At 49.9% G+C, this 26,944-nt stretch carries 28 protein-coding genes; 16 read left to right on the plus strand and 12 right to left on the minus strand.

What is annotated here, in order from left to right:
* The first annotated feature begins 66 nt into the window (after positions 1-66).
* The 3 genes from mnmG (at position 67) to EKM73_RS08055 (ending at position 3,087) form a co-directional block, all read left to right on the plus strand.
* Positions 67-1,977, plus strand: coding sequence for a tRNA uridine-5-carboxymethylaminomethyl(34) synthesis enzyme MnmG (mnmG, locus tag EKM73_RS08045; RefSeq protein ID WP_125701446.1), 1,911 nt, complete (start codon positions 67-69; stop codon positions 1,975-1,977).
* Between the two features lie 414 nt (positions 1,978-2,391).
* Complete coding sequence (locus EKM73_RS08050; protein WP_125701447.1) at positions 2,392-2,772, plus strand: hypothetical protein; 381 nt, start codon at positions 2,392-2,394, stop codon at positions 2,770-2,772.
* 84 nt (positions 2,773-2,856) lie between these two features.
* Positions 2,857-3,087, plus strand: a complete 231-nt coding sequence (locus EKM73_RS08055; RefSeq protein WP_164508897.1) for a type II toxin-antitoxin system Phd/YefM family antitoxin — start codon at positions 2,857-2,859, stop codon at positions 3,085-3,087.
* 38 nt (positions 3,088-3,125) lie between these two features.
* Here EKM73_RS08055 and EKM73_RS08060 read toward each other — a convergent pair whose 3' ends face one another.
* The 4 genes from EKM73_RS08060 to EKM73_RS08075 all read right to left on the minus strand — a co-directional run bounded on the left by EKM73_RS08060 (position 3,126) and on the right by EKM73_RS08075 (position 6,644).
* Positions 3,126-3,389 carry a hypothetical protein gene (locus tag EKM73_RS08060; RefSeq protein WP_125701449.1) on the minus strand — a complete coding sequence of 88 codons (264 nt, stop codon included), beginning with the start codon at positions 3,387-3,389 and terminating at the stop codon, positions 3,126-3,128.
* 171 nt (positions 3,390-3,560) lie between these two features.
* Entirely contained in the window at positions 3,561-4,244 is a 684-nt protein-coding gene (locus EKM73_RS08065) for a YjjG family noncanonical pyrimidine nucleotidase (RefSeq protein ID WP_125701450.1), read from the minus strand.
* A gap of 309 nt (positions 4,245-4,553) precedes the next feature.
* Positions 4,554-5,897, minus strand: a complete 1,344-nt coding sequence (gene brnQ / locus EKM73_RS08070) for a branched-chain amino acid transport system II carrier protein (RefSeq protein WP_191988622.1) — start codon at positions 5,895-5,897, stop codon at positions 4,554-4,556.
* Between the two features lie 99 nt (positions 5,898-5,996).
* Entirely contained in the window at positions 5,997-6,644 is a 648-nt protein-coding gene (locus tag EKM73_RS08075) for an NAD(P)-dependent oxidoreductase (RefSeq protein ID WP_125701452.1), read from the minus strand.
* A 121-nt stretch (positions 6,645-6,765) separates the two neighbouring features.
* Between EKM73_RS08075 and EKM73_RS08080 the strand changes: the two genes are divergently transcribed.
* Positions 6,766-7,347 (plus strand): GNAT family N-acetyltransferase, encoded by a 582-nt coding sequence (locus EKM73_RS08080; RefSeq protein ID WP_125701453.1) that lies wholly within the window; start codon positions 6,766-6,768, stop codon positions 7,345-7,347.
* Between the two features lie 28 nt (positions 7,348-7,375).
* Here EKM73_RS08080 and EKM73_RS08085 read toward each other — a convergent pair whose 3' ends face one another.
* Positions 7,376-7,903: an acyl-CoA thioesterase gene (locus tag EKM73_RS08085; protein ID WP_125701454.1), complete on the minus strand. Its 528-nt coding sequence runs from the start codon at positions 7,901-7,903 to the stop codon at positions 7,376-7,378.
* A 156-nt stretch (positions 7,904-8,059) separates the two neighbouring features.
* On the opposite strand from EKM73_RS08085, the gene EKM73_RS08090 reads away from it, so the two are divergent.
* Complete coding sequence (locus tag EKM73_RS08090; RefSeq protein ID WP_125701455.1) at positions 8,060-9,271, plus strand: hypothetical protein; 1,212 nt, start codon at positions 8,060-8,062, stop codon at positions 9,269-9,271.
* A 52-nt stretch (positions 9,272-9,323) separates the two neighbouring features.
* On the opposite strand, the gene EKM73_RS08095 is transcribed toward EKM73_RS08090, so the two are convergent.
* Both EKM73_RS08095 and EKM73_RS08100 read right to left on the minus strand, forming a co-directional pair.
* Positions 9,324-11,168 carry a DUF5776 domain-containing protein gene (locus EKM73_RS08095; protein ID WP_125701456.1) on the minus strand — a complete coding sequence of 615 codons (1,845 nt, stop codon included), beginning with the start codon at positions 11,166-11,168 and terminating at the stop codon, positions 9,324-9,326.
* A gap of 285 nt (positions 11,169-11,453) precedes the next feature.
* Positions 11,454-12,647, minus strand: a complete 1,194-nt coding sequence (locus EKM73_RS08100) for a multidrug effflux MFS transporter (RefSeq protein WP_225421348.1) — start codon at positions 12,645-12,647, stop codon at positions 11,454-11,456.
* 342 nt (positions 12,648-12,989) lie between these two features.
* On the opposite strand from EKM73_RS08100, the gene lepB reads away from it, so the two are divergent.
* From lepB to EKM73_RS08135, 7 genes are all read left to right on the plus strand, one after another.
* Positions 12,990-13,598, plus strand: a complete 609-nt coding sequence (gene lepB, locus EKM73_RS08105; RefSeq protein ID WP_125701458.1) for a signal peptidase I — start codon at positions 12,990-12,992, stop codon at positions 13,596-13,598.
* Positions 13,599-13,752: 154 nt separating this feature from the next.
* Positions 13,753-14,439 carry a hypothetical protein gene (locus tag EKM73_RS08110; protein ID WP_125701459.1) on the plus strand — a complete coding sequence of 229 codons (687 nt, stop codon included), beginning with the start codon at positions 13,753-13,755 and terminating at the stop codon, positions 14,437-14,439.
* A 7-nt stretch (positions 14,440-14,446) separates the two neighbouring features.
* Complete coding sequence (locus EKM73_RS08115) at positions 14,447-15,106, plus strand: hypothetical protein (protein WP_125701460.1); 660 nt, start codon at positions 14,447-14,449, stop codon at positions 15,104-15,106.
* Between the two features lie 56 nt (positions 15,107-15,162).
* The gene (locus EKM73_RS08120) at positions 15,163-15,621 is read left to right on the plus strand and encodes a MarR family winged helix-turn-helix transcriptional regulator (protein WP_125701461.1); all 459 of its coding nucleotides are present in this window, start codon (positions 15,163-15,165) and stop codon (positions 15,619-15,621) included.
* 170 nt (positions 15,622-15,791) lie between these two features.
* Entirely contained in the window at positions 15,792-16,535 is a 744-nt protein-coding gene (locus EKM73_RS08125; protein WP_125701462.1) for an ABC transporter ATP-binding protein, read from the plus strand.
* The gene (locus tag EKM73_RS08130; protein WP_125701463.1) at positions 16,513-17,700 is read left to right on the plus strand and encodes an ABC transporter permease; all 1,188 of its coding nucleotides are present in this window, start codon (positions 16,513-16,515) and stop codon (positions 17,698-17,700) included. The genes EKM73_RS08125 and EKM73_RS08130 overlap by 23 nt, the downstream gene beginning before the upstream one ends.
* Position 17,701: 1 nt before the next feature.
* Positions 17,702-18,346, plus strand: a complete 645-nt coding sequence (locus EKM73_RS08135; protein WP_125701464.1) for a TetR/AcrR family transcriptional regulator — start codon at positions 17,702-17,704, stop codon at positions 18,344-18,346.
* A gap of 35 nt (positions 18,347-18,381) precedes the next feature.
* Here the strand turns inward: EKM73_RS08135 and EKM73_RS08140 are convergent, their stop codons facing one another.
* The gene (locus tag EKM73_RS08140; protein ID WP_164508898.1) at positions 18,382-19,308 is read right to left on the minus strand and encodes a LysR family transcriptional regulator; all 927 of its coding nucleotides are present in this window, start codon (positions 19,306-19,308) and stop codon (positions 18,382-18,384) included.
* A gap of 137 nt (positions 19,309-19,445) precedes the next feature.
* Between EKM73_RS08140 and EKM73_RS08145 the strand changes: the two genes are divergently transcribed.
* A complete protein-coding gene (locus EKM73_RS08145) occupies positions 19,446-20,627 on the plus strand; it encodes an NADH-dependent flavin oxidoreductase (RefSeq protein WP_125701466.1) in 1,182 nt (393 codons plus the stop codon).
* Between the two features lie 426 nt (positions 20,628-21,053).
* On the plus strand, positions 21,054-22,385 hold the full coding sequence (locus EKM73_RS08150) for a C1 family peptidase (RefSeq protein ID WP_125701467.1): 1,332 nt from the start codon (positions 21,054-21,056) through the stop codon (positions 22,383-22,385).
* A gap of 469 nt (positions 22,386-22,854) precedes the next feature.
* Here the strand turns inward: EKM73_RS08150 and EKM73_RS08155 are convergent, their stop codons facing one another.
* The 3 genes from EKM73_RS08155 to EKM73_RS08160 form a co-directional block, all read right to left on the minus strand.
* The gene (locus EKM73_RS08155; protein WP_125701468.1) at positions 22,855-23,151 is read right to left on the minus strand and encodes a transposase; all 297 of its coding nucleotides are present in this window, start codon (positions 23,149-23,151) and stop codon (positions 22,855-22,857) included.
* Between the two features lie 78 nt (positions 23,152-23,229).
* Positions 23,230-23,397, minus strand: a complete 168-nt coding sequence (locus EKM73_RS12770; protein ID WP_164508899.1) for a hypothetical protein — start codon at positions 23,395-23,397, stop codon at positions 23,230-23,232.
* A gap of 72 nt (positions 23,398-23,469) precedes the next feature.
* Positions 23,470-24,012: a hypothetical protein gene (locus EKM73_RS08160; protein WP_125701469.1), complete on the minus strand. Its 543-nt coding sequence runs from the start codon at positions 24,010-24,012 to the stop codon at positions 23,470-23,472.
* A 236-nt stretch (positions 24,013-24,248) separates the two neighbouring features.
* Here EKM73_RS08160 and EKM73_RS08165 point away from each other — a divergent pair, with 236 nt between their 5' ends.
* Positions 24,249-25,076, plus strand: coding sequence for a DNA/RNA non-specific endonuclease (locus tag EKM73_RS08165; protein WP_125701470.1), 828 nt, complete (start codon positions 24,249-24,251; stop codon positions 25,074-25,076).
* A 67-nt stretch (positions 25,077-25,143) separates the two neighbouring features.
* Here the strand turns inward: EKM73_RS08165 and EKM73_RS12775 are convergent, their stop codons facing one another.
* Positions 25,144-25,299 carry a hypothetical protein gene (locus EKM73_RS12775; protein ID WP_164508900.1) on the minus strand — a complete coding sequence of 52 codons (156 nt, stop codon included), beginning with the start codon at positions 25,297-25,299 and terminating at the stop codon, positions 25,144-25,146.
* Between the two features lie 77 nt (positions 25,300-25,376).
* Between EKM73_RS12775 and cls the strand changes: the two genes are divergently transcribed.
* On the plus strand, positions 25,377-26,870 hold the full coding sequence (gene cls, locus EKM73_RS08170) for a cardiolipin synthase (RefSeq protein WP_382387494.1): 1,494 nt from the start codon (positions 25,377-25,379) through the stop codon (positions 26,868-26,870).
* The last annotated feature ends 74 nt before the right edge of the window (positions 26,871-26,944 follow it).

The following is a 26,944-nucleotide window of genomic DNA, read 5'->3' on the forward strand; positions in this document are numbered from 1 at the left end:
TAAATTAAAACCACAAAGAAACCGCTTGACCGCCGCTACGACGATCGGGCATGGAGGGAAAGAACCATGACTGAAGTAATTGAATATCCGGGACAGGACTTCGACGTTATCGTTGTCGGAGCCGGTCATGCCGGTAGTGAAGCGGCACTGGCCGCAGCCCGGATGGGCAACAAGACCTTACTGATGACGATTAACCTGGATATGGTGGCATTTATGCCATGTAACCCATCCGTTGGGGGTCCAGCTAAGGGAATTGTCGTCCGTGAAATTGACGCCTTGGGTGGCGAAATGGGTCGCAACATCGACAAGACCTACGTTCAGATGCGGATGCTCAACACCGGGAAGGGCCCAGCCGTCCGTGCCTTACGTGCCCAAGCCGATAAGCACGCCTATCACGCTGAAATGAAGCACACCATCGAACGCGAACCCAACTTGACCTTGCGTCAGGGGATCGTGGACGATTTGATCGTGGAAGATGGCGCCTGCAAAGGGGTTATCACCAACACCGGTGCGCGTTACCGGGCTAAGGCCGTGGTCATTGCGGCCGGAACCGCAGCTCGAGGCAAGATCATCATCGGTGAGTTGATGTACTCCTCTGGTCCTAACAACTCGCAACCAGCCAACAAGCTGACGGCCAACTTACCTAAGTATGGGTTTGACCTGGAACGCTTTAAGACTGGGACGCCACCACGGGTCGACGGGAACACGATTCATTACGACGAGACCGAAGAACAACCTGGGGATAAGGAGCCGAACCACTTTAGCTTCACGACGCCAGATAGCGCCTACCTTGATCTCAAGAACCAATTGTCTTGCTGGCTGACTTACACGAACCAAAAGACGCATGAGATCATCAAGGCTAACCTCAACCGCGCCCCAATGTTTACGGGTGTTATTGAGGGTGTCGGTCCGCGTTATTGCCCATCGATCGAGGACAAGATTGTTCGGTTTGCTGACAAGCCACGCCACCAACTCTTCTTGGAACCAGAAGGCCGGAACACCGACGAATGGTACGTTCAGGGGCTTTCAACGTCTATGCCAGAAGAAGTGCAACAGAAGATTTTGCACTCTATTCAAGGCCTCGAAGACGCGCAAATGATGCGGCCAGGTTACGCCATCGAATACGATGTCGTTTCCCCTTACCAATTACGGCCAACTCTGGAAACCAAGCCGTTGAAGAACCTGTTTACAGCGGGCCAAACCAACGGGACTTCCGGTTATGAAGAAGCTGCTGGCCAAGGCCTGTTAGCCGGGATTAACGCCGGTTTACGGGCACTGGGTAAGCCTGGCTTCACGTTGAAGCGTTCCGACGCCTACATTGGTGTTATGGTCGACGACCTGGTAACTAAGGGAACCAAGGAACCTTACCGTCTGTTGACGAGTCGGGCCGAATACCGCTTGATCTTGCGTCACGACAACGCTGATTTGCGTTTGACGGCCAAGGGTCATGAACTGGGCCTGATCAGCGACGAACGCTACGATGCTTTCTTAGCTAAGAAGGCCGCATTACAGGCTGAAATTGACCGTCTGAACAGCATTCGGATTAAGCCAAACGATGCCATCAACGCCTTCATCGAGAGCCACGGCGACAAGCCATTACAAGATGGTGTGTTAGCCGCAGTCTTCCTGCGTCGGCCATACGTGGATTACAAGACGTTGCTGCAGTTCATCCCAGCACCTGAACAACCAGTGGACCGGCACATCGTGGAAGAAATTGAGATTTCACTGAAGTACGCCGGTTACATCAAGAAGGCTGAAGCTAACGTGGCAAAGCTAAAGCGGATGGAAGCCAAGGCAATTCCTGATAACATTGATTACGATGCAATCGATGGCTTGGCAACCGAAGCGCACCAGAAGTTAAAGAAGATTCAACCTGAAACGTTGGCACAAGCAAGTCGGATCAGTGGGGTCAACCCAGCTGATATCGCGATTTTGAGTGTGTACATTGAACAGGGGAAGATTGCCAAAGTGAAGTAAAAATTTGGCGCTGACTGTTTGTTGGCACAGGTTTTGTTAATGTAAATTTGAAGACAAGAAGAGGCTCGCGGTATCAAAAACGCGAGCCTCTTCTTTTATTATCATTGGATTAATTATTAATGATTATTATTTAATTAATAACAAAGATACGAAATCTTTACACGTTCTTTGCAGAAACCACATACAGACTTGTTAAGCTGATTGCTGTAGTGAGACAAGTGCCCGCCACGCAATCGGTTCTATGAAAGGTCAATGCCGCCAGTGCATCGAGTGGTTTCTTTCGTGTGGGAGCGAAAGTGTCGTCTGCCACGGGGATGTGACATGGGCGGACGATAGTTGGCCAGAAATCACAGTAAAATTTCGGTAAAATTGAACTCTGGAGAATATCATTAAGATCATTGGGAGTTTTTACATATGCGAATGAGCTTGTTGAGCCTGGGGATTATTCTGGTCGTGATCAGTCACGGTCTGTACCACTATACGTTGCGTCAGCCGCAACAGGGCGTTGTGCGGCAAACGCGGCGAAGCGTTGTCGTGTATCATGGCTTCTTGTATCTCGGTCTGGCGTACGTCGCAGTAGGGCTATGGCGACCGGTATGGTTGAATCCACGAGTCATTGGTCTGCTGCTATTGGTGGATGGTATTGCCCTTGCCACGAGCTACTATCAGCATCGTCACCGGCAATATCCAGCCGGTATGCAAGCATTGTGGCGGCGACAGGCGTGGTACTTGATTGGCAGTCAGATTCTGCTGGCAGTTGTCTTACTGGGGACGTTGGCGACTTTGCCGGCGTAGTGACATGTAGATGGTCATTCGGAGAACCCGTTAACGCTGAACAACCAACGCTAACGGGATTTTTTAAGTTATGGGGGACAAATGATGAAACGTTATTCACCAGCAGCCGCGCAGCAAGCACTGCTACAGATTTTAGATGAAGTGAATCATAAGCAAGAGACGGTTGTCGTGACGCCCACAGATGGCAACGATGCTAAATCGGCTGTGATTGTCGCGAAGTCTGAATGGGAAGTACTGAAGGCTGCTTTGGAGACCGCGCAACAACCCGTACAAGATGCGGGTTACCTGGATCTCGATAAGATTGAATGGGGCTAAAAAAAGCCGCGCATCCGTGGGGATAGCGTGGCCAGTTATTAATTTCCACCAAGGATAAATGCTCTACCAATGGAAGCAACTAAGAAAACGATTTGAAGCGTCAGGTCAATCCGATTTAACGGGTTGGCATCGGTCGTACTCTCGAAGACGTTAAAATGCAACATTGCCGTGATTAACGAACTAAAGCAGAGAAAAGCAACGATTTTAGGATCCTGAAGGAACAGCATGGCAAACAGTAGCACTAGCGTTAAAACGATGACGCCAATTTTAGCGGGGGTTGCTGAGAAGCGGGCTTCGGTCATGGGTCTTCACCTCGTTTCGCTTAAATGAGAATATGAGATTTCGGTTATAACTTGTTACCATCATACCAGAAAATCTGGTTAAAGGGGTAAATTAATACTCAAAAGTTAAAATAGTTCCCAATCAAAAATCGCCCGCTAGCATCATCGATTGCTAACGGGCGATTCGTCTATCTAGGCGAGAAGAACATGCTTAAGGGAGGCGTAGGAATCCGCCTCGTAAGTAGGGTGGTAATCAACGGATTTCGCAGCGTGGCGCGGGTTGAACCAGACGCTATCGAGGTGTGCGTTGTTTGCGCCTAGAATGTCGGAATGCAAGCTGTCACCGATCATAACGGTATTTCCCGCGGTCATCGTTGGATATTGCGTGAAGATGGGGGCGAAGAAGCGCTCATCCGGCTTGTCATAACCCACGTCCTCGGAGATGAAGATACTGTCGAAGAAGCGAGTCAGTTGAGAACCAGCGAGCCGATTGAGTTGGATGGACTTGGTGCCGTTGGTCCCGGCAATCACCGTCACGCCGGCACGGGTGAGCGCTGTCAGAAAGGTTGTGGCCCCAGGCAAAGTGTAGTAGTTGTGATCGAGCATGTTTTTGTACTGCTTTTCAACGGCGGGCCCATCGACGGTGACCCCCATCGCGCCAAAGGCTCTGGCAAAGCGGGTATCCAATAGGGGCGCGCGGTCTGCGCCCAGTTCGATTTGATGCCAGACGTCCTGGTTGATCTTAACGTAGGTAGCAAGCCCGCGCTGTACGTCGGTCACGCCATACTTTTGAAGGAGGCGGGTCACGCCTTCATTTTCACCACGGGTAAAGTCGAGGAGGGTGTCATCTAGGTCAATAATTGCGTATTTTTTCATGAGAGCGCGCCTTTCGGATTGGTTTTGTCGATTTTAGCATAGATTCTGGGGATGATAAAGGTAGGAAAGTCACATTCTAAAAACAACGGATTTTTGAATATTGGCGAATAAAATGGGCCGCAACATTCAAAAAAACGCGATTTCTTTAATGTTGCGGGCCAAAAATCTCGTGAACATTCAAAAAACAGCACTTTTTTGAATGTTGACCTCCGAATTTTACCTGAATAATCAAAATAGTTCATTTTTTTGAATGAGAAGATTTGGCAATATTAAAACCGCGTCACCAGAATGCAACGCGGTTTTGTGAAATCAAACATTTTTTGATCGGAACACCTGGCCCAGGATCCAACCTAGAACCACGCCAATCAACGCTGGAACAACCCAGCTAAAGCCTTGTGCAGCTAGTGGTAATTGGTTGTTGAGGGTGAGAATTGCGCGACTCCAGCCAGCCTGTTGTAAGCTGCTGGGGAGTGCCGCTACAGCCGAGAAGATGGCCGGTATCAGTGTGAACAGCATTGCTAAGCCGTATAACCAGCGACTGGTGCCCAATAGTGGTGAGAGCACCGCTAGCACAATCAGGACGATAGCTAGGGGGTACAGGAACATTAGCACGGGTGAGGAGTAGCTGATGAGCTTTGTCAGACCCACATTTGCGAAGAGGCAGGGTAACACGCTGGCAAAGACGATTAACCAGGTGTAGGACAACCGAGGAAACATCTCATGAAAGGTATCCCCAAACGCCGAAATTAGGCCGATTGCCGTCTTCAGGCAGGCAATGATCACAATTAGCGCCAGCAGAATGTTCCCAAACGTGCCGAAGTACTGATTGGCAATCTGTGCCAGGGTGATTCCGCCGTTGGCCGCTGGCGCGAACTTTCCCAAACTCATGGTTCCCATTAGCGCCAGTAGCGTGTAGATCAGACCCATCAGCACGACACTAATGGTTCCAGACTTGATGACGTCCTTGGCAATTTGGCCGGGTTCGGTGACGCCCAGTGCCCGGATACTGTCGATGACGACAATCCCAAATGCTAGTGAGGCCAAGGCATCTAGCGTGTTATAGCCCTCGGTAAATCCGGTTGCCAGCGGACTGGTCGCGTAGGCCCCGCGAGCCGTTGCGGAGAAGCCGCCCATCGGTTTGATGAAGGTGGCTAGAATCAACAGACCAAGTAAAATCAGGAAGGTCGGTGTCAGCCATTTGCCAATGTAGGTCATCAATTTTCCGGGGTTACGGGACAATAGCCAGGCAACGACGAAAAATAAGATGGAGAAACTGGCGAGGACCAGGCCCTGATGCCCGCGACTCACAAAAGGCGCGAGGCCAATCTGATAAGACGTCGTGGCCAGTCGGGGCAGGGCAAAGAATGGTCCCACGGTTAAGTAAAGGAGAATGGTAAAAATGTAGGCGAATGGCCGATTGACCTTAGTCGCCAAATCGAAGACACCCTCACTGCGAGTCAGACCGATCCCAGTAACCCCCAGCAGAGGCAGACCAATCCCAGTTAGGAGGAGACCAATAACCGCCCAACCAACGTTATGGCCGGCTTGTTGACCGAGAAAGACGGGGAAAATCAGGTTGCCGGCACCGAAAAAGAGCCCAAAGAGCATCATGCCGATAAATAGGAGTTCCCGCCAAGATAATCGAGTTTTCAAAGTAATCGCAACTTTCTATAAGCATAAAGTACGGTCGTGCAGACCATAGGTAAGCATATCAAAAAAGGGCCCCCGTGGGAACGGGAACCCTCTATAAATTTATTTATCAGCAACGGTAAAGCGTGTTTGGTGATGTTGTGGGTGTTCAATTTCATCTAAAATTGCAACAGCCATGGTGCCTGCGGAAGTCCCAGATTCCTGGTTGGCGTTGACTAAGAGTTCATCGTCACCCGTCAAGAATGGTGTTGCGTCACCGGGGTGGAAGTTCGCTGCCGGTGATACGCCGACCCAGTTGACGTTGTCTACGTCGCGCAGGAAGTTGAGCTCCTTTAATTGATTCTGTGGAACGCTCAAGAAAGCAGCGGCGTTAGGATCTTTGGCGATATCTTCAACGAACAGATGGTGATCATCCCCGGTTTGAAGGCTACCGGCGCCCAAGATGAGGACGAGGCGTGGTTGCGTCGTTTCGCGTAACTTAGCAACCAGACTCGCTGCGAGATCAACGTGTTGAAAGGCCAGACTCGGTGCGGTTGCGAAAGCATCAACAACCACGTCGGTCGTTGCGAGTTCAGCCGGGGTTAAGGCAAACGCATCTTGTACCTTGGTTGTCAGGTTAGGATTAGTCGGCAACTTGGCGAGCTTTTCCGCCGAACGGGCGAGCGCCGTGACACTGTGGCCACGCTTTAAAGCTTCTGCGACAAGTGCTGATCCGGCCATCCCGGTGGCACCAATAATTGAAATTTTCATGAAAGGACCTCCTGTATTTGCTGCGATCAGTATACCGGTTTTAACGAAGATCACCAACAATTATGGCTCGACGTGGTTGCGGGTGTGGTAGAGTAGGAGAAAACGCCGAGGAGGCACTATCATGAAAAGTGTGGTTCAGGGACAGTTGGTTCATTTAACGGAAATGCGTGATGGGGATGCGGAATGGCTCCAGGATACGCAGTGGGAGCCCGGACTCTTGCGGAATTTGTCGGCCGATGCCTTACATCCATGGACGGCGGCCGAATATACCGAGCTGGCCGCGGACCCGGATAGCGATGACAAATTCTTCTTTATGGTGCGCGCCAATGCCGACGATGGCCTGTTGGGTTGGGTGATTCTTGATGAGATTCAGCTGAAAAATCGGCGAGCGGAGCTAGGGATTGCTTTACCGGTCGCGAGTGATCGCGGCCAAGGCTACGGCGTGGATACGCTCAATACGATCCTGTCGTTTGCCTTCAATGAATTAGGCCTACACAAGGTGACACTGGACGTTAATGCCAATAATCAAGCGGCACTGCGGGCATATACGGCGGTGGGCTTCGTTCGCGAGGGTATCAACCGCGAGGCCGTTTATCAGGACGGACAGTGGCTCGACCTGTATCAGTTTGGCATTTTGGCTAAAGAGTGGTGGACTGTTTCACGTGGAACAATCCCAGACGAAAACACCACCGCGGACAATTAGAGTCGCAGTGGTGTTTCACATGAAACATTTAGGCGTTGGGCCACGGTGAATCGGTTGTGACGTGGGCGTTCAAACCGGCCTGCTCCTGACGACGCTCCTTACGTTGCGCGGTTCGTTGCGGATAGCCAGCACATAAGTAACGTTGTTCGTCGGTGACCGGTGTGACGCCAGGAAGTGGGGCCGTGACGGATTTATCGTCAATGACGTAGGTAATGAAGCAGGTAAAGCCGACGAAGCGGTCGCCAGTCGTCAGGTTTTCTCCAACAATCTTGACGAAGACCTCTAACGAACGTGTCCCGGTGCCACTGACGTAGGCCTCCAGAATCATGGAGTCGTCGAGATGAAAGGGCCGTAGAAAGCTCACGTGGTCGAAAGATGCGGTCACTACCGTTTTGTGGGTGAGGCGAACGGCTGCCACGGAGGCGCTGTCGTCTACCAGGGAAAGAATCTTGCCGCCAAAGACAGTCTGGTGTTCGTTTAAATCTGGTTGAAAGACCCGGTGGGTGGTCACAATGAGCGTGGCATTGCAGGATACGGGCGTAGGTTGAGTTGTCACAGGTGTCACTCCATTCGTTAACAGTTACCTTCATTCTAACAGACTGCAAATTAGGTTACAGTATTATTAACTTTTCGCTATATCTTGGCGGAATCCTAGAGGTCGGGGCGCTGGCTTTGCTATACTGAACCTAAATTAAGCAGGAGGGGTGATCGTGTGAATTATCGTGGCGAACCGTTGGATTTAATTCCAACACTAGACTTGGCACAGACGTATCCATTGTTGGAATGCACGTTGAGCCTGATGCACCCCATTGATGTCGAGCGACTGACGTCGGCGGTTAAGACAACACAGACCGTGGTGCCGCAAATTCTCAGTCGCTATAACCTGCGGCGGAATCGATTCGAAGAGCAACCAGCGAGCATTGACCAAGTCATCACCGAGTACAGTGCTAGTCACGATCCGGGTCGCGGACGGTTGGACGTTTTACAGGGACCACAGCTGAAAATCCAGGTGATTCATTACGCCGATTACGACCAACTGCGGTTGATCATGAGTCGCTTGTTGACCGATGGTGAGGGCTTTAAACACTACCTGTATTTATTGGCGGCGGCCTACGATGGTCAGAATCTGGCGGATTTTGTGAATGAGCGCAGTGTTCGCCGAATTCTGAATTACTTGCGGCATCCCCACCGCCCCATCCCGCAAACGAGCGATGCGCCAGTAGCGGAGGGTTTCCCGCAGTTACAAGGGGATGTTCACCACCATAAGGGTGAGGCCTTGATTCCGCGCGTGGAGAGTCGGCGTTTGCAACAACGGGCGCGGCAACAGGGCGTCACCATGAATGCCGTTCTCCTGTCAGCCTATGCGCTGTCACTGTTTTCTTTAACGGGTGAGCGCCGACTGGTGATTCCGTATCAGGTCGATCTGCGTTTGCAGGGGCCGGTTGCGGCGGCTAACGTGGTGCAAGTGGCTAACTTGACTAGCGAAATGGCGGTGCCAATTATGGTTCAGGACGGGGATACGCTCCAGGACGTGGTGACACGGACGCAGGCGACAATCATCCAATTACGTGATAGCTTAGCTTATCTGGCGCCGTTGGTGGAAATCAACCGGATGAGCCGGGCCCTGCCACCGGAGATCGTACGACGATTGGCTGGAAAGCATCGGGAACAGTCAGCAGTTTCCTTTGCCAACTTTGGCCATGTCGATCACACGCGGCTGAAATTTGGGGATACTCGGGTCACGCAAATCTACTTTGCGGGGACGTATCGCGCCATGCCGAACTTTCAGCTGACGGTGAGCGCCTACCATGAGGCGTGGACGCTGGCATTTAGAATGCTGGGATCGGAACCAGATTATCAATTAGGCATTAAAATTTTAAAGAACGTTGTGGCCCAGTTGAATCAGTGGGATCATGGCAAATAAAAATGCGAGCCTTACCATTTCTGGTGAGACGCGCATTTTTTGATAGAACGGGTTAATTGAGGGCCTTAACGTACTTGGAATTAGCGGTAATGTAGCCGCCAGCGACTCGGTAGCGCAGGGTACCGGCTGTCGTGGTGCTGGTTCCGCGAGAGTAGTCCCAACCGAGTACTTTAAAGATGGCATGGGTCTTCTTCGGGTAATGTTTATTCTTCTGCGTCAGGTTGACCGTAGAATAGCGGTTGACGGCGGTCTTAGCCTGCACTTTGGCAGGAACTTTATACTGACCAGCAGTGACGAAGTGTTTGTTGGCGGAAATGTACTTACCATTTGTGAGAAGAAAACGGGTCGTGGTGTTATGCGTCACGACTTTCTTGACAGCGAGTTGGGTGCCTTGTTTATAGGCCGTCCGCGGTTGCTTGAGTGTAGCGGAATCATAACCGTTGATACCACCAGGGTTGATGACCGTCACGACTTCAGGGGCACTCTCATAGTAAGTCTGAGTGATGTAAGCCGATTGGGTCGTGATGTAGCCCGTCTGACCATAAGTTGCGGAACCCCGATTGGTGTCGCGAACTTGATAGCGCGCGTTGCCGGCCGTGGATTTAGCCGTGCCAATAACGATAAAGGTCGGCTGTTTCAGCTGTGGTTTTTGGACGAACCAGGCCAGTCGACTAGTAGCCGAGAAATCCTTGCTACTGTAAAAACCAATTTTCTTGGTAGCCGTGACGGCAAAGGGCTGAAAGGTGGCAGTGTCGGGTTCGGTAGGAGCTGGTATCGATGGCAAGGGTGGCGTGACGGGATCCGGCGCAATGAGTCGCGCTTCCTCAGTGGGCTGCCAAACGTAGGTTTCATTAGCAGGAAGTTCTGCGGTGTGAGTGCCATCATATAAATCATAGAGGGCGTCGTTTGTGTAGGTGGTATCGCCTAGTGGGTTGTTGTTAAGGTAACCATTCGTCGGGTCATTGTTTATGAAGTCAACCTTCCCAGTGCCAATGGTTTGCCAAAGGCCAGTGAGATCGGCAGTTGGGCTTGGTCCTGTCAGATGGACGCCAGGATTTATAGTTCCCCAGTCAGGATCAGTAGTGTCTTGAGCTAGAATCAGTGATGAAGGCAATGTGATTTTAGCAATTTGAGGTGAGCCGGTAAACAAATCCGCATAATTGCTGTTGGCCGTAAAACTAAAGTTTGCGAGATTCACCTCGCGTAATTCAGGATTGTTATTGAAAAGGCCACTTACGGAAGATACTGAGTTGTTGGGACCAATAAGATTTGAGAGGTCAACACTGGCTAAGCTAGCATCACGATTAAACATGTTGCTGATGTCGATTGTTGCATTTGGACTAAGATTAAAACTTGGTAGGACTATCGTTGTTAACGCATTATTGGCGGCAAACATGCTGGTCAGAGAGGCAGTGTTACTCAGGTGACTCAAATCCAAATTTTGTAAATTGGTATACTGTGTGACGTTCGTTAGATTAGCAAAGAGGTAAGATGCACTAGGTGTTGCGTCCTGAACGGTCAGTTTACTCGAAATGTTTATCTTGGTGATCAAACCTGCAAAATTAATGTTTGCGGGTGACGTACCATCAGAAACTATGGCAGTCTTTTTTAAATTATAGAGTAATTGTCCTTGCATCGTATTTATAATAGGACCAGATACAATCGGAAGCGTTCCGCCACCAAGGGTCAAGGTCCCATCCTTTAATTCCCATTGGACGAGGGTTCCATCAGCTTGAGAACCCAATGTTCCAGAATAATCAGAGTTAGTAGGACTATCTGCCAGTGCCACGGTGGAATTGTGACTAGCCTCAGGATTAGGAAGGCTATTTTCATAGCCAAATAGAGGACTCAATCCAATCGCAACACCCAAAATAATTAAACCAAACTTCCATTTCATACTGAACGGCGCCTCCCTTGAAGGTGAATGATGAGCTAAACTAATTGATGGACTACATGATTAGAGTATCATTTCACAAGACGAAAAGTTAGCACCTTGACTCGACAGTTTAAGGCTTAAAATGGACCTGACCAAAGATAGACGACCCGCCACGCCTCAGCTAAGAACTATTTATTGGCAATGAAATAGGAGAAAAATACATATTTCGTGTTAAAGTGAGCAAACTAACACAACAAAAAAGGACATCTGGAAGACGCGCCTAGATGTCCTAAATTTCAAATTAAGTTAAGCCTTAGCCGTCTTACCCTGGTACTTCACCAGTCCCAGTGCCCCGGCATTGCAGACGAACAACATGACTGCCATGGCGGCATAGGATTGACCGGTCAGACCGACTAATGGGGAGGCTAAGCCCCCACAGGCGTTCTGTGCCAAGCCGATGACGGCGGAGGCACCCCCGGCGTTCTTGGTGGCTTGGTCCATGATGATCGTGACCGTCAGCGTGAGTAACGCGCCAATCAGGATAACCATGACCAGCACCAAGCCACTGACGACCCAGACATTGGCTGGGAAGAGGAGCGTGACCAGTAAGACCAGACTCACACCCGCCGCAATTGCCAGCAGGCTCGTGACCTGTTGCTTGTTGGAGTACCACCGAGAGAGTTGCCCCGGCAGATTACTGCCGACCACGATGCCCAGCCCATTAAAGGCGTAGAGCAGGCTAAATGTCTGAGGTGCCATCCCGAATCCCGTTTGAAAGACGAAGGTTGAGGCCGAGATGTAGCTGAACAAGCCACCGTAGACCAACCCTGTGGCCATAATCAGGGGCCAGAAGGCTGGTTGAACGACTAACCGCCCCATGGCACCCAACGAGCTTTGGAAGCCCCCTGTTTGACGTTCGCTAACGGGGAGTGACTCTGGCAAGCCCAACGCTACCGCGAGGGCGATTGCCCAGCCGATGACGGCCAGCAGAATGAAGATGGCTTCCCAGTCGACGTAGTGGATCATGAAGCCCCCAATAATCGGGGCGATGATCGGGAACACCCCGTTGACGGTATTGAGTAGCGCATAGAAGCGCGTCAATTTCTTCCCGGAGAAGAGATCCCGGGCAACGGCTCGGGCCATGACTTGGCCGGTCGCGCCCGCCAATCCCTGAACGAATCGGAGAATGATTAATAAGGTAATTGAATGAATAAAGGCCATCGCGAGAGAGACTAGGCCAAAGATCACAAAGCCCGCAATGAGGGGCTTGCGACGGCCATATTGGTCCGAAAGCGGTCCGGCAATCAATTGGCCGAGCGCCAGCCCAATCAGACAGGCCGTGATACTTAGTTGCATAAGTGAGGCGCTCGTGGCAAACTGGGTCCGCATTTGCGGTAAGGCTGGCAGGTACAGGTCAATGGCCAGTGGCCCGGTGGCACTGACGGTCCCCAGCAAAAGTGTGAGCCAGATTTGCCGGCGCCGTGTAAGGATAGGATTCAAAAGCAGTCAGCCCTTTCAACGTATTATAAATTTCGCAATAACCAGGGGTGACGACGCTGGACCGCCACTCTACTAGCAGAATGGCGGTCCAGAACGGTCATTATGTAAGGCAAAGCGTATTGTATCATTATTGCTGGAAACCACTGAATTTGCAAGCCGAAAAGTGACAGGAACCTTGCAATTGCGTCTCAATCTTGTAAATTTTGCGTAAAGCTTGGGACTTTGAGAAGGTTAATGATATGATGAAAAGCGTCCCTGCTAACTAAAATAAATGTTCGTAGCGCGGCGGGTGGTGTATGATAATAACATAATTAGTGATTCCCGAAAATAAGGAGTGCCATCATGAAAAACTTAAAAAACTTAAAGGAAATTTTGAGTTGGATTGTGCCAGTCGTCATTGGGTTAGCGATTGCCTTAGCCCTCAAACAGTTCGTGTTCACGCGCGTGCGGGTCGACGGACCATCCATGGAGCCTAACCTAAATAATAACGAAAAGGTTTTTGCCTGGAAGATGTCGAAGGTCAAGCATCTGAGTGTCATCGTCTTCGATGCGCACGGTGAAGATCCCGCTGCCAAGGCCAATACCAATTACGTCAAGCGGGTCATTGGTTTGCCAGGGGACTCTGTAAAGAGCAAGAATGGTTACATCTACGTGAATAACAAGCGGGTCAACCAGAGCTTCATCAGCACCAGCGAGCGGACTTCCGGAACTGGAAATTGGACGTTAGCCAGTCTCCAACGCCAAAACGATTGGCAAGGCGGTAACAACGGAAAGATTGCCACGGTTGTGCCTAAAGGCAAGTACTTCGTCTTAGGGGACCATCGAAGCGTGTCTAACGACAGTCGTTACTGGGGCTTCGTCGATAAGGACAAGGTCTTGGGCGTCGTCAAGGTGCCATCCTGGGCTTCTAGTAAGACCAAGCGGGTCAACATCAACTCGCTGGCTTACTAAAATTAGATCAAGCAAGATAGAGCGTCGTCAGTCACAGCCATTGGGGGTTGCGATTGACGGCGTTTTTTAGTAGCGGCGTGATTTATTTGAAGGAGACGCTTACATTTCATAAGAATCGTAGTATCGTAGAACTTATATGAAATGAATTGAGGAGATGAATCCCATCAAGAATACTTTAAAGCAACGGTGGACGGCCTTGATTCTGGGCTTAGTCATCAACGCGTTTGGCAGTGGTCTCACGGTGGCTGCCAATATGGGCGCCAGTCCGTGGATGGCGTCCGAAGTCAATCTGAGTGAGTGGTTTAAGATCGGCATTGGTTGGCCGGTGTTTGTGGTCAGTTGTCTGGCCGCGGTCGCCAATCAATTTTTACTGCGACGTTGGGAACCCCGGCGCTTCTTTGGCGAAATTGGGTTCATGTTTTTCGTCAGCTTCTTCGTCAACTTTTTCACGAACATGTTCTATCGCATGGGCATCCTCAAGCTATCGATGTTTACGCGCGGCTTCCTCGCGGTGGCTGGTGTCACGATTTTCTGTATCGCGATTTCGCTGTACCAACGGGCCAATCTGGTGATGCATCCCAATGACGATACCACGAATATTCTAAGATTCATGTACTGTCATGGTAACGTCCTACATGCACAGCTGTTGAATTTCATTCCGCCGGTCACAATTATCGTGGTCAGCTGGATCGTGACGCACAACCTCTTTGCGATTAATCTAGGAACGGTCTTTGCGTTGATCTTCACCGGGACCATCATTAATCTAACGGATCGGTTTATTTGGCCGAGCCTCAAGCATAACTTTGCGGTCCGGCCGGTCGAGGAGGCGACGAACGATTAAGAATTCAATGCCACAGCGCTGGGTAGCGTTAGTGTTGGGGCTAGTCGTCAATGCGTTTGGTAATGGTCTGTCGGTGGCGTCCAACATGGGAACCAGTCCCTGGACGGCCTCGGAGGTCAACCTGAGTCACTGGCTGGGTACGAGTGTGGGCTTGGCAATTTTTGTGGTCAGTTGTCTGGCGGCGATTGTTAACCAATTGCTGCTGCGTCACTGGGACCTTCCGCGATTATTGGGCGAAATCAGCTTCGTCTTTTTCTTCAGCTATTTCGTCGATATCTTCTCGGGAACCTTTACCAGAATGGGCATCATGCAGTTGCCAGCATGGGGCCGACTCCTGTTGGCAATTACGGGGATCATGATCTTCTGTGCAGCCATCTCGCTATATCAGCGGGCCAATCTGGTCATGCATCCCAACGATGACACGACCAATATTCTTCGCTTTCTCTATTGTCACGATAACGTGGTGGTTGCCCAACTACTGACGTTTACGCCGCCAGTTATTATCATTTTGGTTTGCTGGCTCAACACACATCAATTGTATGCGGTTAACTGGGGAACGCTGTTTACACTGCTCTTTAACGGAACGCTGATCGGTCTGGCGGATCGCTTCGTTTGGCCGCAACTACACCATAATTTCCGGGCGAAACCGGCCCACCGACCAGCTTGACTTTTTTGTTAATTTAGAATATGCTTGCGCACGTAGTTTAGGGAAGGAGGCGGCTCATGGCTACCACAGGAAATGACTCAGACATTGTGAAATGGCTCTCGATTGCCAACCGTTATACACGGATTGCCCTGGATCGGCGGCTACAGCCGTATCGCCTAAATGCCAGCATGTATTACTATATTCTTCGGCTTCACGAGCAGCCCCGACTTACTCAGGACAAGTTGATCAGTCTGACCTATCTTAATCCCAGTAACGTCACGCGGGCGGTGAATCAGCTGGTCAACTTGGGCTATGTGCGCAAGCGTCAGTCTAAGTTGGATCGGCGGGTCTATGAGCTGTCACTAACCAAGCGTGGTGAGCGGCTCTACCCGGAAATTGTCAAGATTCGCCAAGAGGTGGCAGATAACCTGTTGACGGAGATTCCGGCGACGGACCACGATGCTTTGGTCGATCAGATTCGCCAGTTAGCGCTGACGGCGGTCGCCAACGAGACACCGGGACAAGCACAAGATTAAATTAAATGACCTAAAATGGTGGCGTACCGGAAATGGTGCGCCACTTTTATAATCCCCTTTTGTAATCGGTTACAAAAAAGGATTGACAGGAGCCAGTAAGGGTCGTATGCTGGGGTCGTAAATGAGTGAGTGCACACTCACAAAAAAGAACCAGGTCAGGAGGAGTTTACATGGTAACCAACACGATTGATGTGCGGGGCGTGGCGAAGAAGTTCGGCAGTAATCCCGTGCTTAAAAAAATTAGTTTACAATTACCAGTCGGTCAGATCATGGGATTGATTGGTCCCTCGGGGGCTGGTAAGACGACATTGGTTAAGGCAATCCTTGGTATGGAAAAGGTTGATGCCGGGACGACGACAGTCTTAGGGACCCCGATGCCCAATCGCAAAGTCATGCAGCGCATTGGCTACATGGCCCAGAGCGACGCGCTTTATGAGGATTTAACGGCGCGCGAAAATATTCGCTTTTTTGCGGAATTGATGAGCGTTCCCAAGCAGGACTTGGCGGACGCTATCGCACATGCGGCACAGGTCGTGAATTTAAATGACGCCCTCGACCGCCGCGTATCAGCGTATTCCGGGGGGATGAAACGACGACTGTCCCTAGCCATTGCGTTGGTCCAAGATCCAGAATTATTGATATTGGATGAACCAACCGTGGGGATTGATCCCGAGCTACGGCAACAGATTTGGGCAGAATTGTACCAACTCAAGTCGCAGGGAAAGTCGATACTGGTCACGACGCACGTGATGGATGAGGCGGAGCACTGTGATTACCTCATGCTGATTCGCGAAGGGATCGCGCTGGCACAGGGGACCCCGGCGCAGTTGGAAAAGGATTATGATGTGGCAACGATTGAACAAGTCTTTTTGAAAGCGGGGCGGCTACAAGATGAGAGTCATCGCAATCTTTAAACGCGTTTTACGTGAAATGATTCGGGATAAGCGGACGCTGGCGCTGATGTTCCTTGCGCCTCTGTTCATCCTGACGCTGATGTATTTCCTGTTCAATACGAGTTCGGATACCGTGGCGAAGATTGGAGTCAGCCGGGTGGATACGACGGTGGTCAAAGCCATCAAGAATAAGCATGTTAAAATTACGCACTATAGCGCCAACGCAACGGCAAAGGAGAAGGTGCGTGAGGACAATCTGGCCGCCTTCATTAAGCAAAAGAATGGCAAGCTGACGGTGACGTATCAAAACAGCCAGCCTAGCGATTCAGCGTTGGTACGTCAGGCATTGCAGGGTGGTCTAACTAAGATCAAGGTCCAAGCCCTAGCTGCCGCAACGCAAGCGCAGAAAAAGGCCTTGCAACAACAGGCCAAGGTACTGAAGACTCTGGTCGCACAACAGCAGAAGGTGGCAGTCGCTCAGGGAGCCAAAGCGGGTGCAACGCCAGGTCAATCTCAACAAACGAAACTCAAGGCACCCAAGACCTATAGCATCACGAGTCACTATCTCTATGGCAGTTCGGACTCGACTTTCTTTGATACATTCTTGCCAATTCTCTTAGGATTTTTCGTATTCTTCTTCGTCTTCCTGATCTCCGGGATTTCACTGTTAAACGAACGGACGACGGGGACGCTGACACGTCTGCTGGCGACGCCAATCCGTCGTGGGGAGATCATCACCGGCTATCTGATGGGGTACGGACTATTCGCACTGGTTCAGACCGTAATTACCGTGACCTTTGCGCTGACGGTCTTTCAGATTCACATGATTGGGAGTGTCTGGCTGATTCTCTTGATTAACTTTCTCCTGGCACTGGTCGCGTTATCCATGGGAATCTTCGTGTCGACCTTTGCCAATTCAGAATTTCAGATGATGCAATTTATCCCAATTCTCGTGATTCCACAGGTCTTCTTCTCTGGCTTGATTCCGGTCGACCAGATGGCCAATTGGCTGCAGTGGATCGCACACATTTTCCCACTCTACTACGGCGGAAATGCTTTGATGAACGTGGCTACCCGAGGCGTGGGTTTTGCCGGTATTGCCGGAGAGTTAGGTATTCTGATCCTGTTCGCGGTTCTTTTCACCGTTTTGAATGTTGTTGGCATGAAGCGCTATCGGAGGGTCTAAGATGGAAAAAGATACGAGTATTAGTGAGGCTTTTCGGGCTGTCATGGCAGCGAATGGCAACATTCCTCCCAAGCAACAGCAGGTTTTGGCAGCAAGTCTGGAACTGTTTGCCCAGCAGGGATTTGATAATACGACGACTAAGCAGATTGCCGAAAAAGCGGGTGTTGCTGAGGGGACCGTGTATCGGCGGTATAAGAATAAGGATGAGCTGTTAGCCGGGGTGTTAGCCCCCTTTATGACCCAAGTTTTGCCTAACCTGATCAAGGAGTTTGCGCAGCAAGTGGTGGCGCGACCATATCTGACACGTCACGAAATGATCAGCGCCATCGTAGAAAATCGACTCGCCTTCATTAAGGAAAATGGCGCCATGTTGCGGGTCCTGATTCGCGAGATTTCGGTAAGAAATGACTTGAGAAGTCAATTTATCACGCACGCGGGCCCCCTATTGCAGGACAATTTGTTTCCAGTGTTGGACCGGCTAAAGGCTAATGGCGAGCTGGTTGACTGGCCTGATTCCCGGATTGCGCAATTCATGATTGGCACAATGATCACGGAATTGGTGCGAGCCGTTTTGTTGCCAGAGGACGTTTCAACTGCCGCACCTGTTATTATCGAATTTATAGAAAAGGGTTTAGCACCCAAATAAGGGCATTAAGAAAGGTGGCGGATAGCGCCACCTTTTTAGTCGTCACGATGTTTAACTTGCGTCGCGGGATCGATATTAAAGACGTGCTGAGCAACCTGTAGAAAGGCCATCATTTCCGGTGTATTTTCCTTGCTGGATCGGTGAGCCATGATAAGCTGGTAAGTCAGTAATTTTGGATCAAGGTGGATGGCCCGAGCAGTTGAGGCGATAGCGGTCGGTGTTGGCAGGATGGTCCAGCCGGCACCACTTTCTACCAGTTGTTGAATCGTTGAGAGGCTATTCAACGTCAGGGCGGGCTGTAAGAAGAGGTGGTGGTCTGCCATAAAGTGCCGTGTGATTTCGCCCAGTACCATCTGGAGGTCACAACCGATAAAGGGTTGGTGTAGAAGGGACGCTAGTTGTTGGGGATGCGTGATCTGGGGGAGTGAAAAGGGATAGGCCGCTGGCACCAGGACGCTAAAGGATTGGTCGCGCATGATGCGGTAGAAGAACGCACTGTGGTGGGCCGATTTGGGGCCAATATAGATGTCACTTTGGTTGTCGGTCACGGCTTTTTCCGCAGCGAGCGAGGGCATCTCATGGATGTCGAGGTGATACTGGGGATATTCCTGAAGAAATTGACGGACTAATTCTGGGAGAACCTGAGTGGCCATGCTTTCGGACAAAGCAATTGAAAGATGCCCAGATTTAGATTGTGCAAGTTCGTGCATAGTCTGGTCGAGATCACTGAGTTGCTGCTGGATTTTTTGCAAACCAGCCAGGTACTGCGCGCCAGCATAGGTCAGTCGGGTGGGCTTAGTTGTCCGGTCGATCAGTTGGATGCCCAGTTGCTGTTCAGCTTCCTTAATCGTCCGACTGATATAGGGTTGGGAAACAAATAGATGCTGGGACGCAGCGGTGATACTTCCCAGATTTTTAACCGCCGTTAGAATTTCGGCGAGTCGCGTGGTACTAAATGCCATGGTAATCACCTCACTATTAGTATAACCATTCGGTTCTGAAAACGATATCATAAAAGTATTCGACTTTGTGATTTATCGAACTATACTGAGATTAATCAGCTAAGTTTCCTAGAATTAGGTAAGAAAGGTGAGTTCAGATGAGTAAAAAATACAAGTTTCTTGAACCCTATACGTTTGCAAACGGCGTCACGGTGAAGAATCGGGTGGTGATTCCACCAATGACTGAGGCCTCCGGATTTGAGGAAGGGTCAATCACGTCCGATGAGCTTCGCTATTTCCGGATGCATAGCGGTGGCGTTGGGCTGTTCATTTCCCCCGTCGCCAATGTTTCTGTGAGTGGCAAAGGATTCGAGGGCGAGTTGGCTATTACCGATGATCGCTACCTTCCCGGCTTAACGAAGATGGCCAGTGCCATGAAGCAGAACGGAACTAAGGCGATTCTACAAATCTTTCATGCGGGCCGCATGTCGAACTCTAAAATTTTACGTGGCGAACGGCCGGTCAGCGCAAGTTCGGTCGCTGCCGAACGGCCAAATGCTGAGGTTCCTCGTGAATTAACGGGGGATGAGATCAATCAGATTATCACAGACTTTGGTGAGGCTACCCGGCGGGCCATCCAAGCCGGATTCGATGGGGTTGAACTCCACGGTGCGAATACGTACCTGCTCCAGCAATTCTTTTCTCCACACTCTAATCGGCGGACTGATAAGTGGGGCGGCGACGTTGATGGCCGGATGAGTTTCGCGTTGGCCGTGATTAAACGGTGTCACGAGGTGATCCAGCAATATGCCGATCGGCCATTTATTCTTGGCTACCGGCTGTCACCAGAAGAAATTGAGATCCCCGGAATTCGATTGGCCGATACGCTTCATTTGGTTGATGTCCTGTGTGGTCAACCGCTGGATTACCTGCATATCTCGATGGGGTACGCTTGGCGGACGTCACTCAATGACCAGACCGATACGGAACCGTTAATCCTGAAAATCAAGCGGCAAGTCGCTGGACGGTTGCCACTGATTGCCGTCGGCTCCGTTGAAAAGCCAAGCGATGCCGAGAAGGTCATGGATGCTGGCGTCGACTTTGTTGCGTTGGGCCGTGAAATGTTGCGAGAACCCAACTGGGTCCAGAAGGTTGAGACTGATGACGAAGCTGGTATTCGGTACACCATTTCCGAACAGGACCTGGATGAGCTGGGGATTACACCAGCCATGTGGAATTTCTTAATTGTCCGATTGAAGTCAGCAATGCATATCTCAAATCAACCCGATTACGATAAGGACCAATTTGACCATAAATTAGCACCACACGAGGGTGCCTAAATGCTGATGTGCCGCGAAGAGCCTGGAACAAAATTCCAGGCTCTTTTGCTACACAATCTTGCATGGCTGAAACGTGCGCCAAAAGACAGCTGGTTCCGCTTAAAATTGCTAACCAAACAATCCAAGTTCGGGATTATTCGGTTATTGACGTTAATGCTATAGGCTGTTTCCCAATCTTATACAGTCGAAACGTGGGACAGCAGGCAGCTAGCTGTGCTTAACCCCGTAAGGAGAATAATCCAAACCCAGGATTTTTCCCCTTATGACGTTAATGCTCACTAGCTAATCGCCTGCTGTCCCACTCTGTTTTTGATGAGTTGCCAAGATTAATTGCGTCCATCCCGGGAAAGGGTTAGAATGAATTTAGATTAAATTATGAGATTTCAATGATATTTCTTGTAAGCCATTTGAGAGAGGAGTCATTTTATGTCAGAAACTAAGACTGATCATGAATTAACCGCTGCTGAGACGGCGGATTTACACGCTGACCTCCAGCAACAACCAGCGCACGATGTTGTGAGTCGCGCGGTAATTAAAAACGGGGTGCTTGCTGCTGCCGAAGATCCGCAAGCGGCCGTACGCTTGAACCGAACCTTTTCTGTGGAACTCGATACGGGGAAGGTCTCTAATCAAAAGCACTCTGGGCGTTGCTGGTTGTTCTCCACGTTAAACACGATTCGCCATCAATTTGCGGCAAAGTATAACGTGAAGGATTTCGAGCTGTCACAGAGTTACCTGTTCTTCTGGGACAAGGTTGAACGGGCCAACATTTTCTATGACAACATTTTGCGGACGGCGGACAAGCCGCTCGATGACCGGGAAGTGGCGTTCTATCTGAGTCGCCCCGGCGATGACGGTGGTCAGTGGGCTATGGGCGCTGCGCTTGTTCAAAAGTATGGGGTCGTTCCCGCCAGTGCGATGCCAGAATCCTTTAACACTAATGATACGAGTGGCTTTGCAACCACGTTAAACTTGAAATTGCGTAAGGACGCGTTGGCCTTACGGCAGTTAGTGGCCGATGGTGCCAGTGAAGATCAGATTGCGACGACCCGGGCGCAAGCCTTGAAGGAAGTTTATCGGATGGCGGCCTACTCATTTGGCGAACCACCAACCACGTTTGACCTCGAGTATAAGGACGATAAGCACCAATATCACCGCGATGCTGGCCTGACGCCTCAGGGCTTCTTCGAAAAATATTTCGATATTGATTTAGACGACTACGTAGTAATCTCCAATTCACCGGACAAGCCATTTGATCAGTTGTACAGCCTACCTAGCCAGGATAATATCGTAGGTGGTAAGCACATTACCTTCTTGAACTTACCAATGTCAGAATTGAAGCGGACGGCAATCGCCCAGCTACAGAGTGGTGAGGCGGTTTGGTTTGGGAACGATGTCTTACAACAGATGAGTCGCGAACGAGGCTTTCTCGACAGTCAATTGTTTAAGACGGCCGACTTGTTTGGCGTCGACCTGAGTCTGACGAAGGCCCAACGACTCGCTACGGGTGAGGCTGAAGTGACCCACGCGATGACGTTAACGGGTGTCGACCTGGTGGCCGATGACCCAACTCGCTGGAAGGTTGAAAACAGCTGGGGCGAGAAGAATGGCGACAAGGGATACTTTGTGATGACGGATGACTGGATGGAGGACTTTGTCTACGAAGTTGTCGTTCACAAGCGGTTCCTCACGCCAGAGCAACGGGCTGTATTGGCTACAACGCCTAAGGCTTTACCAGCTTGGGACTCCTTACAATAATAGGATATGAAGCATCTCGATGGCTATGTTGAGGTGCTTTTTTCATGCGCGGATAACGACCGAGACTAAAAAAAGCCGCCCCTGGTTAGGAGGCGGCGGTCGTTGCTTGGTTAGGGCAACAAAATGTCATCGTTAATGACAAAATAAAGTTGGTTAAATCGGTTTCTGAATTAAGCTCATCTTAAAACGAAAATGTGAAGAAATTGTGAAGGTAATTTATATATTAGTAATGCAAACGATTAGTCTTCTATTTAAGTAAGACTAAGTATAGCTAATTCAGGCATTGGATTACTTTTTTCTAATTGATAAGGCACATTATTTTGCGAACTTTGGACGTTTCAGAGCGGTAAATTTGAAAATAAGTGTAATAATTTATGAACGCTATAATTAATAAGTAATTGATTAAATTTAAAAACTCACCAACTAAATTTTTGGTCGGTGAGCTTTTTTGCAAGTGTTGTATTCAGGATTAATGGTGTAAAAGTCCATGGTGCGGGTGATCAGCGAGTGGTTGTGGTTGGCCAGCATGGTATCCTGGGCGGAACCGGTCGATCTGCATTTGCTTGGTACGTTCGCGTTCAATCCGTAGTTGCGTCTTCAATTGACGCGTTTTCCAGAAGCCGTGAGCTGCTACCGTTACGGGGATGACTTGCAAGAGTACCGTGGCTGGAATGATCCAGCTCTTGTCACTAATTAGCTCGGTGAATCGGTGAATATCCTCTTGATCCAGTGGGGCCGCAATCGGTAAGCATTTATGTTTTAACATCTGTCATCACACTCCTTTAGGCCCTATCATAACCCAAAGTGTGCGTGGTGTCAGCCGTTGTGTTCCACGTGAAACAAACTACCGATTACGCCAATGACTAATGAGGTGCAGGACGCCTAAAACTGCGGCGATCCCTAAGACCCCCGTTTCTAGCATGGCGATGCCGCTGACATGGCGAAACTGTTGGTAGATTAAGACGGAACCGACTAATAGTAGGCCGCCCAATCCGGATAATAGTTGTTTCATGACGACCGCCTCCAAACTAAAAACGGCACCACATTTGCGGCACCGTTTCGGATTACATGACTACCCAATTAATTAGTTGCCAACCTTGACCATAACGGCTTGGGTGACATCATTGTCGATATCGCGCGAGATGTGGTAACCTGCGACTTTCAGCTTGGTGGCCTTGTTGGTACCAGTCAGCGTCTTCTTAACGGTGAACTTCTGCGTCATCGGAATGTCGGACAGCTTACCCTTGAAGTTGATGACGGTATCGTCACCCTTAGTCTTGAAGGTCGTGTTCAGCTCACCAGACTTGTTCAGTGCGTTGGCTTTCTTAGCGGCCGCGTACGTCTTGTAGAATTTGTTGACGTTGTAGACCGTGACCTTGCCGTTCTTGTTAAAACGGTAAGCTTCCATCCCGGAATTACTCTTGGCGTTGACCGCACCAGTCACATACCAGAGCTTGGTTGAGTTGGTCAACGTGGACTTCACGTCGGCCTTCTTTGTCGTTTTGTTTTTAAAACTTGCTTGTTGGGTACTCCCCGATTTACTACTCTTACTGCTGCAGCCGGCTAAACCAATGGTCAAAATGGCCAATAGGCTAAAGACGGCAGCCAGTGTCCGGGTCTTCTTCATAATCCAATCACCTCATCAAAAATGATAACAGTTTTAGAGTCCGCGTACAAATAGCGTGCTCCCCGTTCTTCAATAGTATAGCATGGTGGCTTCCGTAAAAACCGGAACGCTCCGTTAAAAAAGCGTTAAGTTCCGGTAACAAAATCAGTGGAATTTGGAAAACTAAAGACGAACACATGTTTTTCTGATAGAATATAACTTAAGCGAATCACGGCATTTGAGAGGGGAATTTGATCATGAGTAAACGGCACTATCGCCGGGGTCGGCGGGGGAGTCGCATTTCTATTTATGCGGCGATTCTGTTGGTCGTTATTGGGGCTATCGGCAGTCTGGGTAGTCAGGGTAATTCGACGGCTCAGCACATTACAACCGCTGTTAACAAGGTCGTCGGGTCATCATCTAGCAGTCAGGCGACTAGCAATACGGTTGCTAGCACGCCGAAACAATCAGTCGCAAGTCGGGCGCTGGCACAGCAGAAGTATCAGGGTACTCAGATTGTTGCGGTCAATCACAACAAGCCCACGTTTAGTCAGGCGCAGTTGTCCACCAAGAAGGGTGGCTGGGCCACTTACGGGACGTTGGATAATCTGAACCGGGTCACCACGGCCAACGCCTTGTTAAGTAAGAAGTTAATGCCAACGGCTAAGCGAGAACCGCTGTACGTCAGTCCGACAGGCTGGAAGAATAAGCCATATACGGTCAATGGCAAACGCGGCTACCTATATAATCGGAGCCATTTGATTGGCTACCAGCTGACGGGGCAGAACAATAACTTGAAAAACTTGATGACCGGGACCCGGTCACTCAATGATCCCGGGATGACGGCTTACGAGAATCCGGTGGCAAGTTATCTGAAGAGTCATCCTAGTGATTACGTCCGTTACCAGGTTGAGCCGGTCTTTCGGGGCGATGAATTAGTTGCGCGAGGGGTCCACATGCAGGCCCAATCGGTCGGGAGCAAAGGTGTCTCGTATAACGTCTATATCTTTAATATTCAAGCGGGCGTCAAGATTAATTACAGTACTGGGACAAGCCAATACGGTGACCCAGCTGCTGCGTTTTAAATTTAGTGACAGTCAGTAAAGCGCGTCACTTCTCGGTTGGGAAGTGACGCGCTTTTTGCAACTATAGTTATCGTCGATTCATGTAGCGGTAAATGAGATACAGGACCAGGCCGACAATCAAAATTGTCCCAATCATGGGATTTTCGCGAAAGATCCAGTGGAAGATGCGCACGGAGTGGAGGCCATGCAGGCCACCGATTAAAGTATAGAACTGTGTAAACATGGGAGACCTCCTAATGATTTATAGCAATTATAATCGAAAATTTTAAAAAAACTAAAGACTTTTTGACGTTTTGGCGTATGATAAAAAGACAGAGAACAGAGGAGGGTTTACCCGTGAGCGTGAATTATATGCTTATCTTTGAAATTGTCGTCGTGATTAACTCGGCGTTAGCCTTTGTGACGGTGTTTCGAGAAAAGCGCGATATCGCTGCAACTTGGGCCTGGATGTTGGTGCTAGTCTTACTGCCGGTAGTGGGCTTTATTGCCTACGCCTTCATTGGACGAAAGTTACCGAAGGGCCGGATGTTTCGACTGCAACATCAAGTCGCGGTTCAACTGAATGAGCGGCTGAGTCAGCAACGTGAGCAGTTAGGCACGGAGATTATGCCAGCCGATAAGATTAGCCACTCGGTTATCAACATGGTCAACATGTTTATGGAGACCGATCAAGCATTTTTGGCCCGGCAGAATCGGGTAAAGATTTTCACGGACGGGCACGATCTCTTCCACACGATGATGGAAGATATTGAGCGTGCCCACTCCAGTATTCATATTGAATTTTACACCTTTTATAACGATAAGATTGGAAATGAGATTCTGAATTTGCTGGTTAAAAAGGCCGCTGCTGGTGTCGAGGTCCGCGTCATCTATGATCCATGGGGGTCCATGGGGACCTGGAAGCGATTCTTCAAGCCGCTAATGGATGTTGGGGGGCACGTGGAACCCTTCCTAGGAACGCGTTCAGCCGTCATTGACTTCCGACTGAACTTCCGTGATCACCGTAAAGTCGTTACGATTGATGGTCAGGTCGGGTACGTCGGCGGTTTTAATATCGGCGATCAGTACCTGGGGCGCAAGGAAAAATTCGGCTATTGGCGCGACACGCACCTCCGAATCGTTGGCTCGGGGGTATTTTCACTGCAGGCCCGCTTCATGTTGGACTGGAACGCCACGGATAAGGATCATCCCTTCAACGACCGGAAGATTGATACCCGTTACTTCCCGCTGAGTAAGGTTAAGGGCAATACGAGTCTCCAGATTGTCTCGAGTGGGCCAGATTCTGACCTACAGCAGATCAAGATGGGCTATATGCGCCTGATTCAAACGGCGGAGAAGACCTTGTGGATTCAGACGCCATACTTGATACCAGATGATAGTGTCTTGGACTCCCTGCGGATTGCGGCTATGGCCGGAATTGATGTTCGAATCATGATTCCTGACAAGCCGGACCACGCTTTCGTTTACCGGGCAACGCAGTATTACGCTCGCCAACTCGCGGATGACGGTGTTAAAATTTACTACTATCATAACGGGTTCATCCATGCCAAGACGATTGTGGTGGACGGCCGTATCGCCTCAGTGGGGTCAGCGAACATGGATTACCGGAGTTTCAAGCTGAATTTCGAAATCAATGCCTTCATTTACGACGAGGAAATTGCTCGTGAATTAGAGGGTATCTATGAGAAGGACATGGCCCATAGTGAGCTGATTACACCAGAAATGTTTGATGAGCAGTCTTTGTATTTGAAGTTTAAGCAAACGGCATCACGGTTATTATCACCAATTCTATAAAAGTTAAATAATGAACTCCCGGTTGCTGGACTGGGAGTTTTTTTGCTGTCAATAGCGTTCTAATAGGGGAAACA

Origin of the sequence: Levilactobacillus fuyuanensis, assembly GCF_003946395.1 — a bacterium.
In the GTDB taxonomy this organism is placed as follows: domain Bacteria; phylum Bacillota; class Bacilli; order Lactobacillales; family Lactobacillaceae; genus Levilactobacillus; species Levilactobacillus fuyuanensis.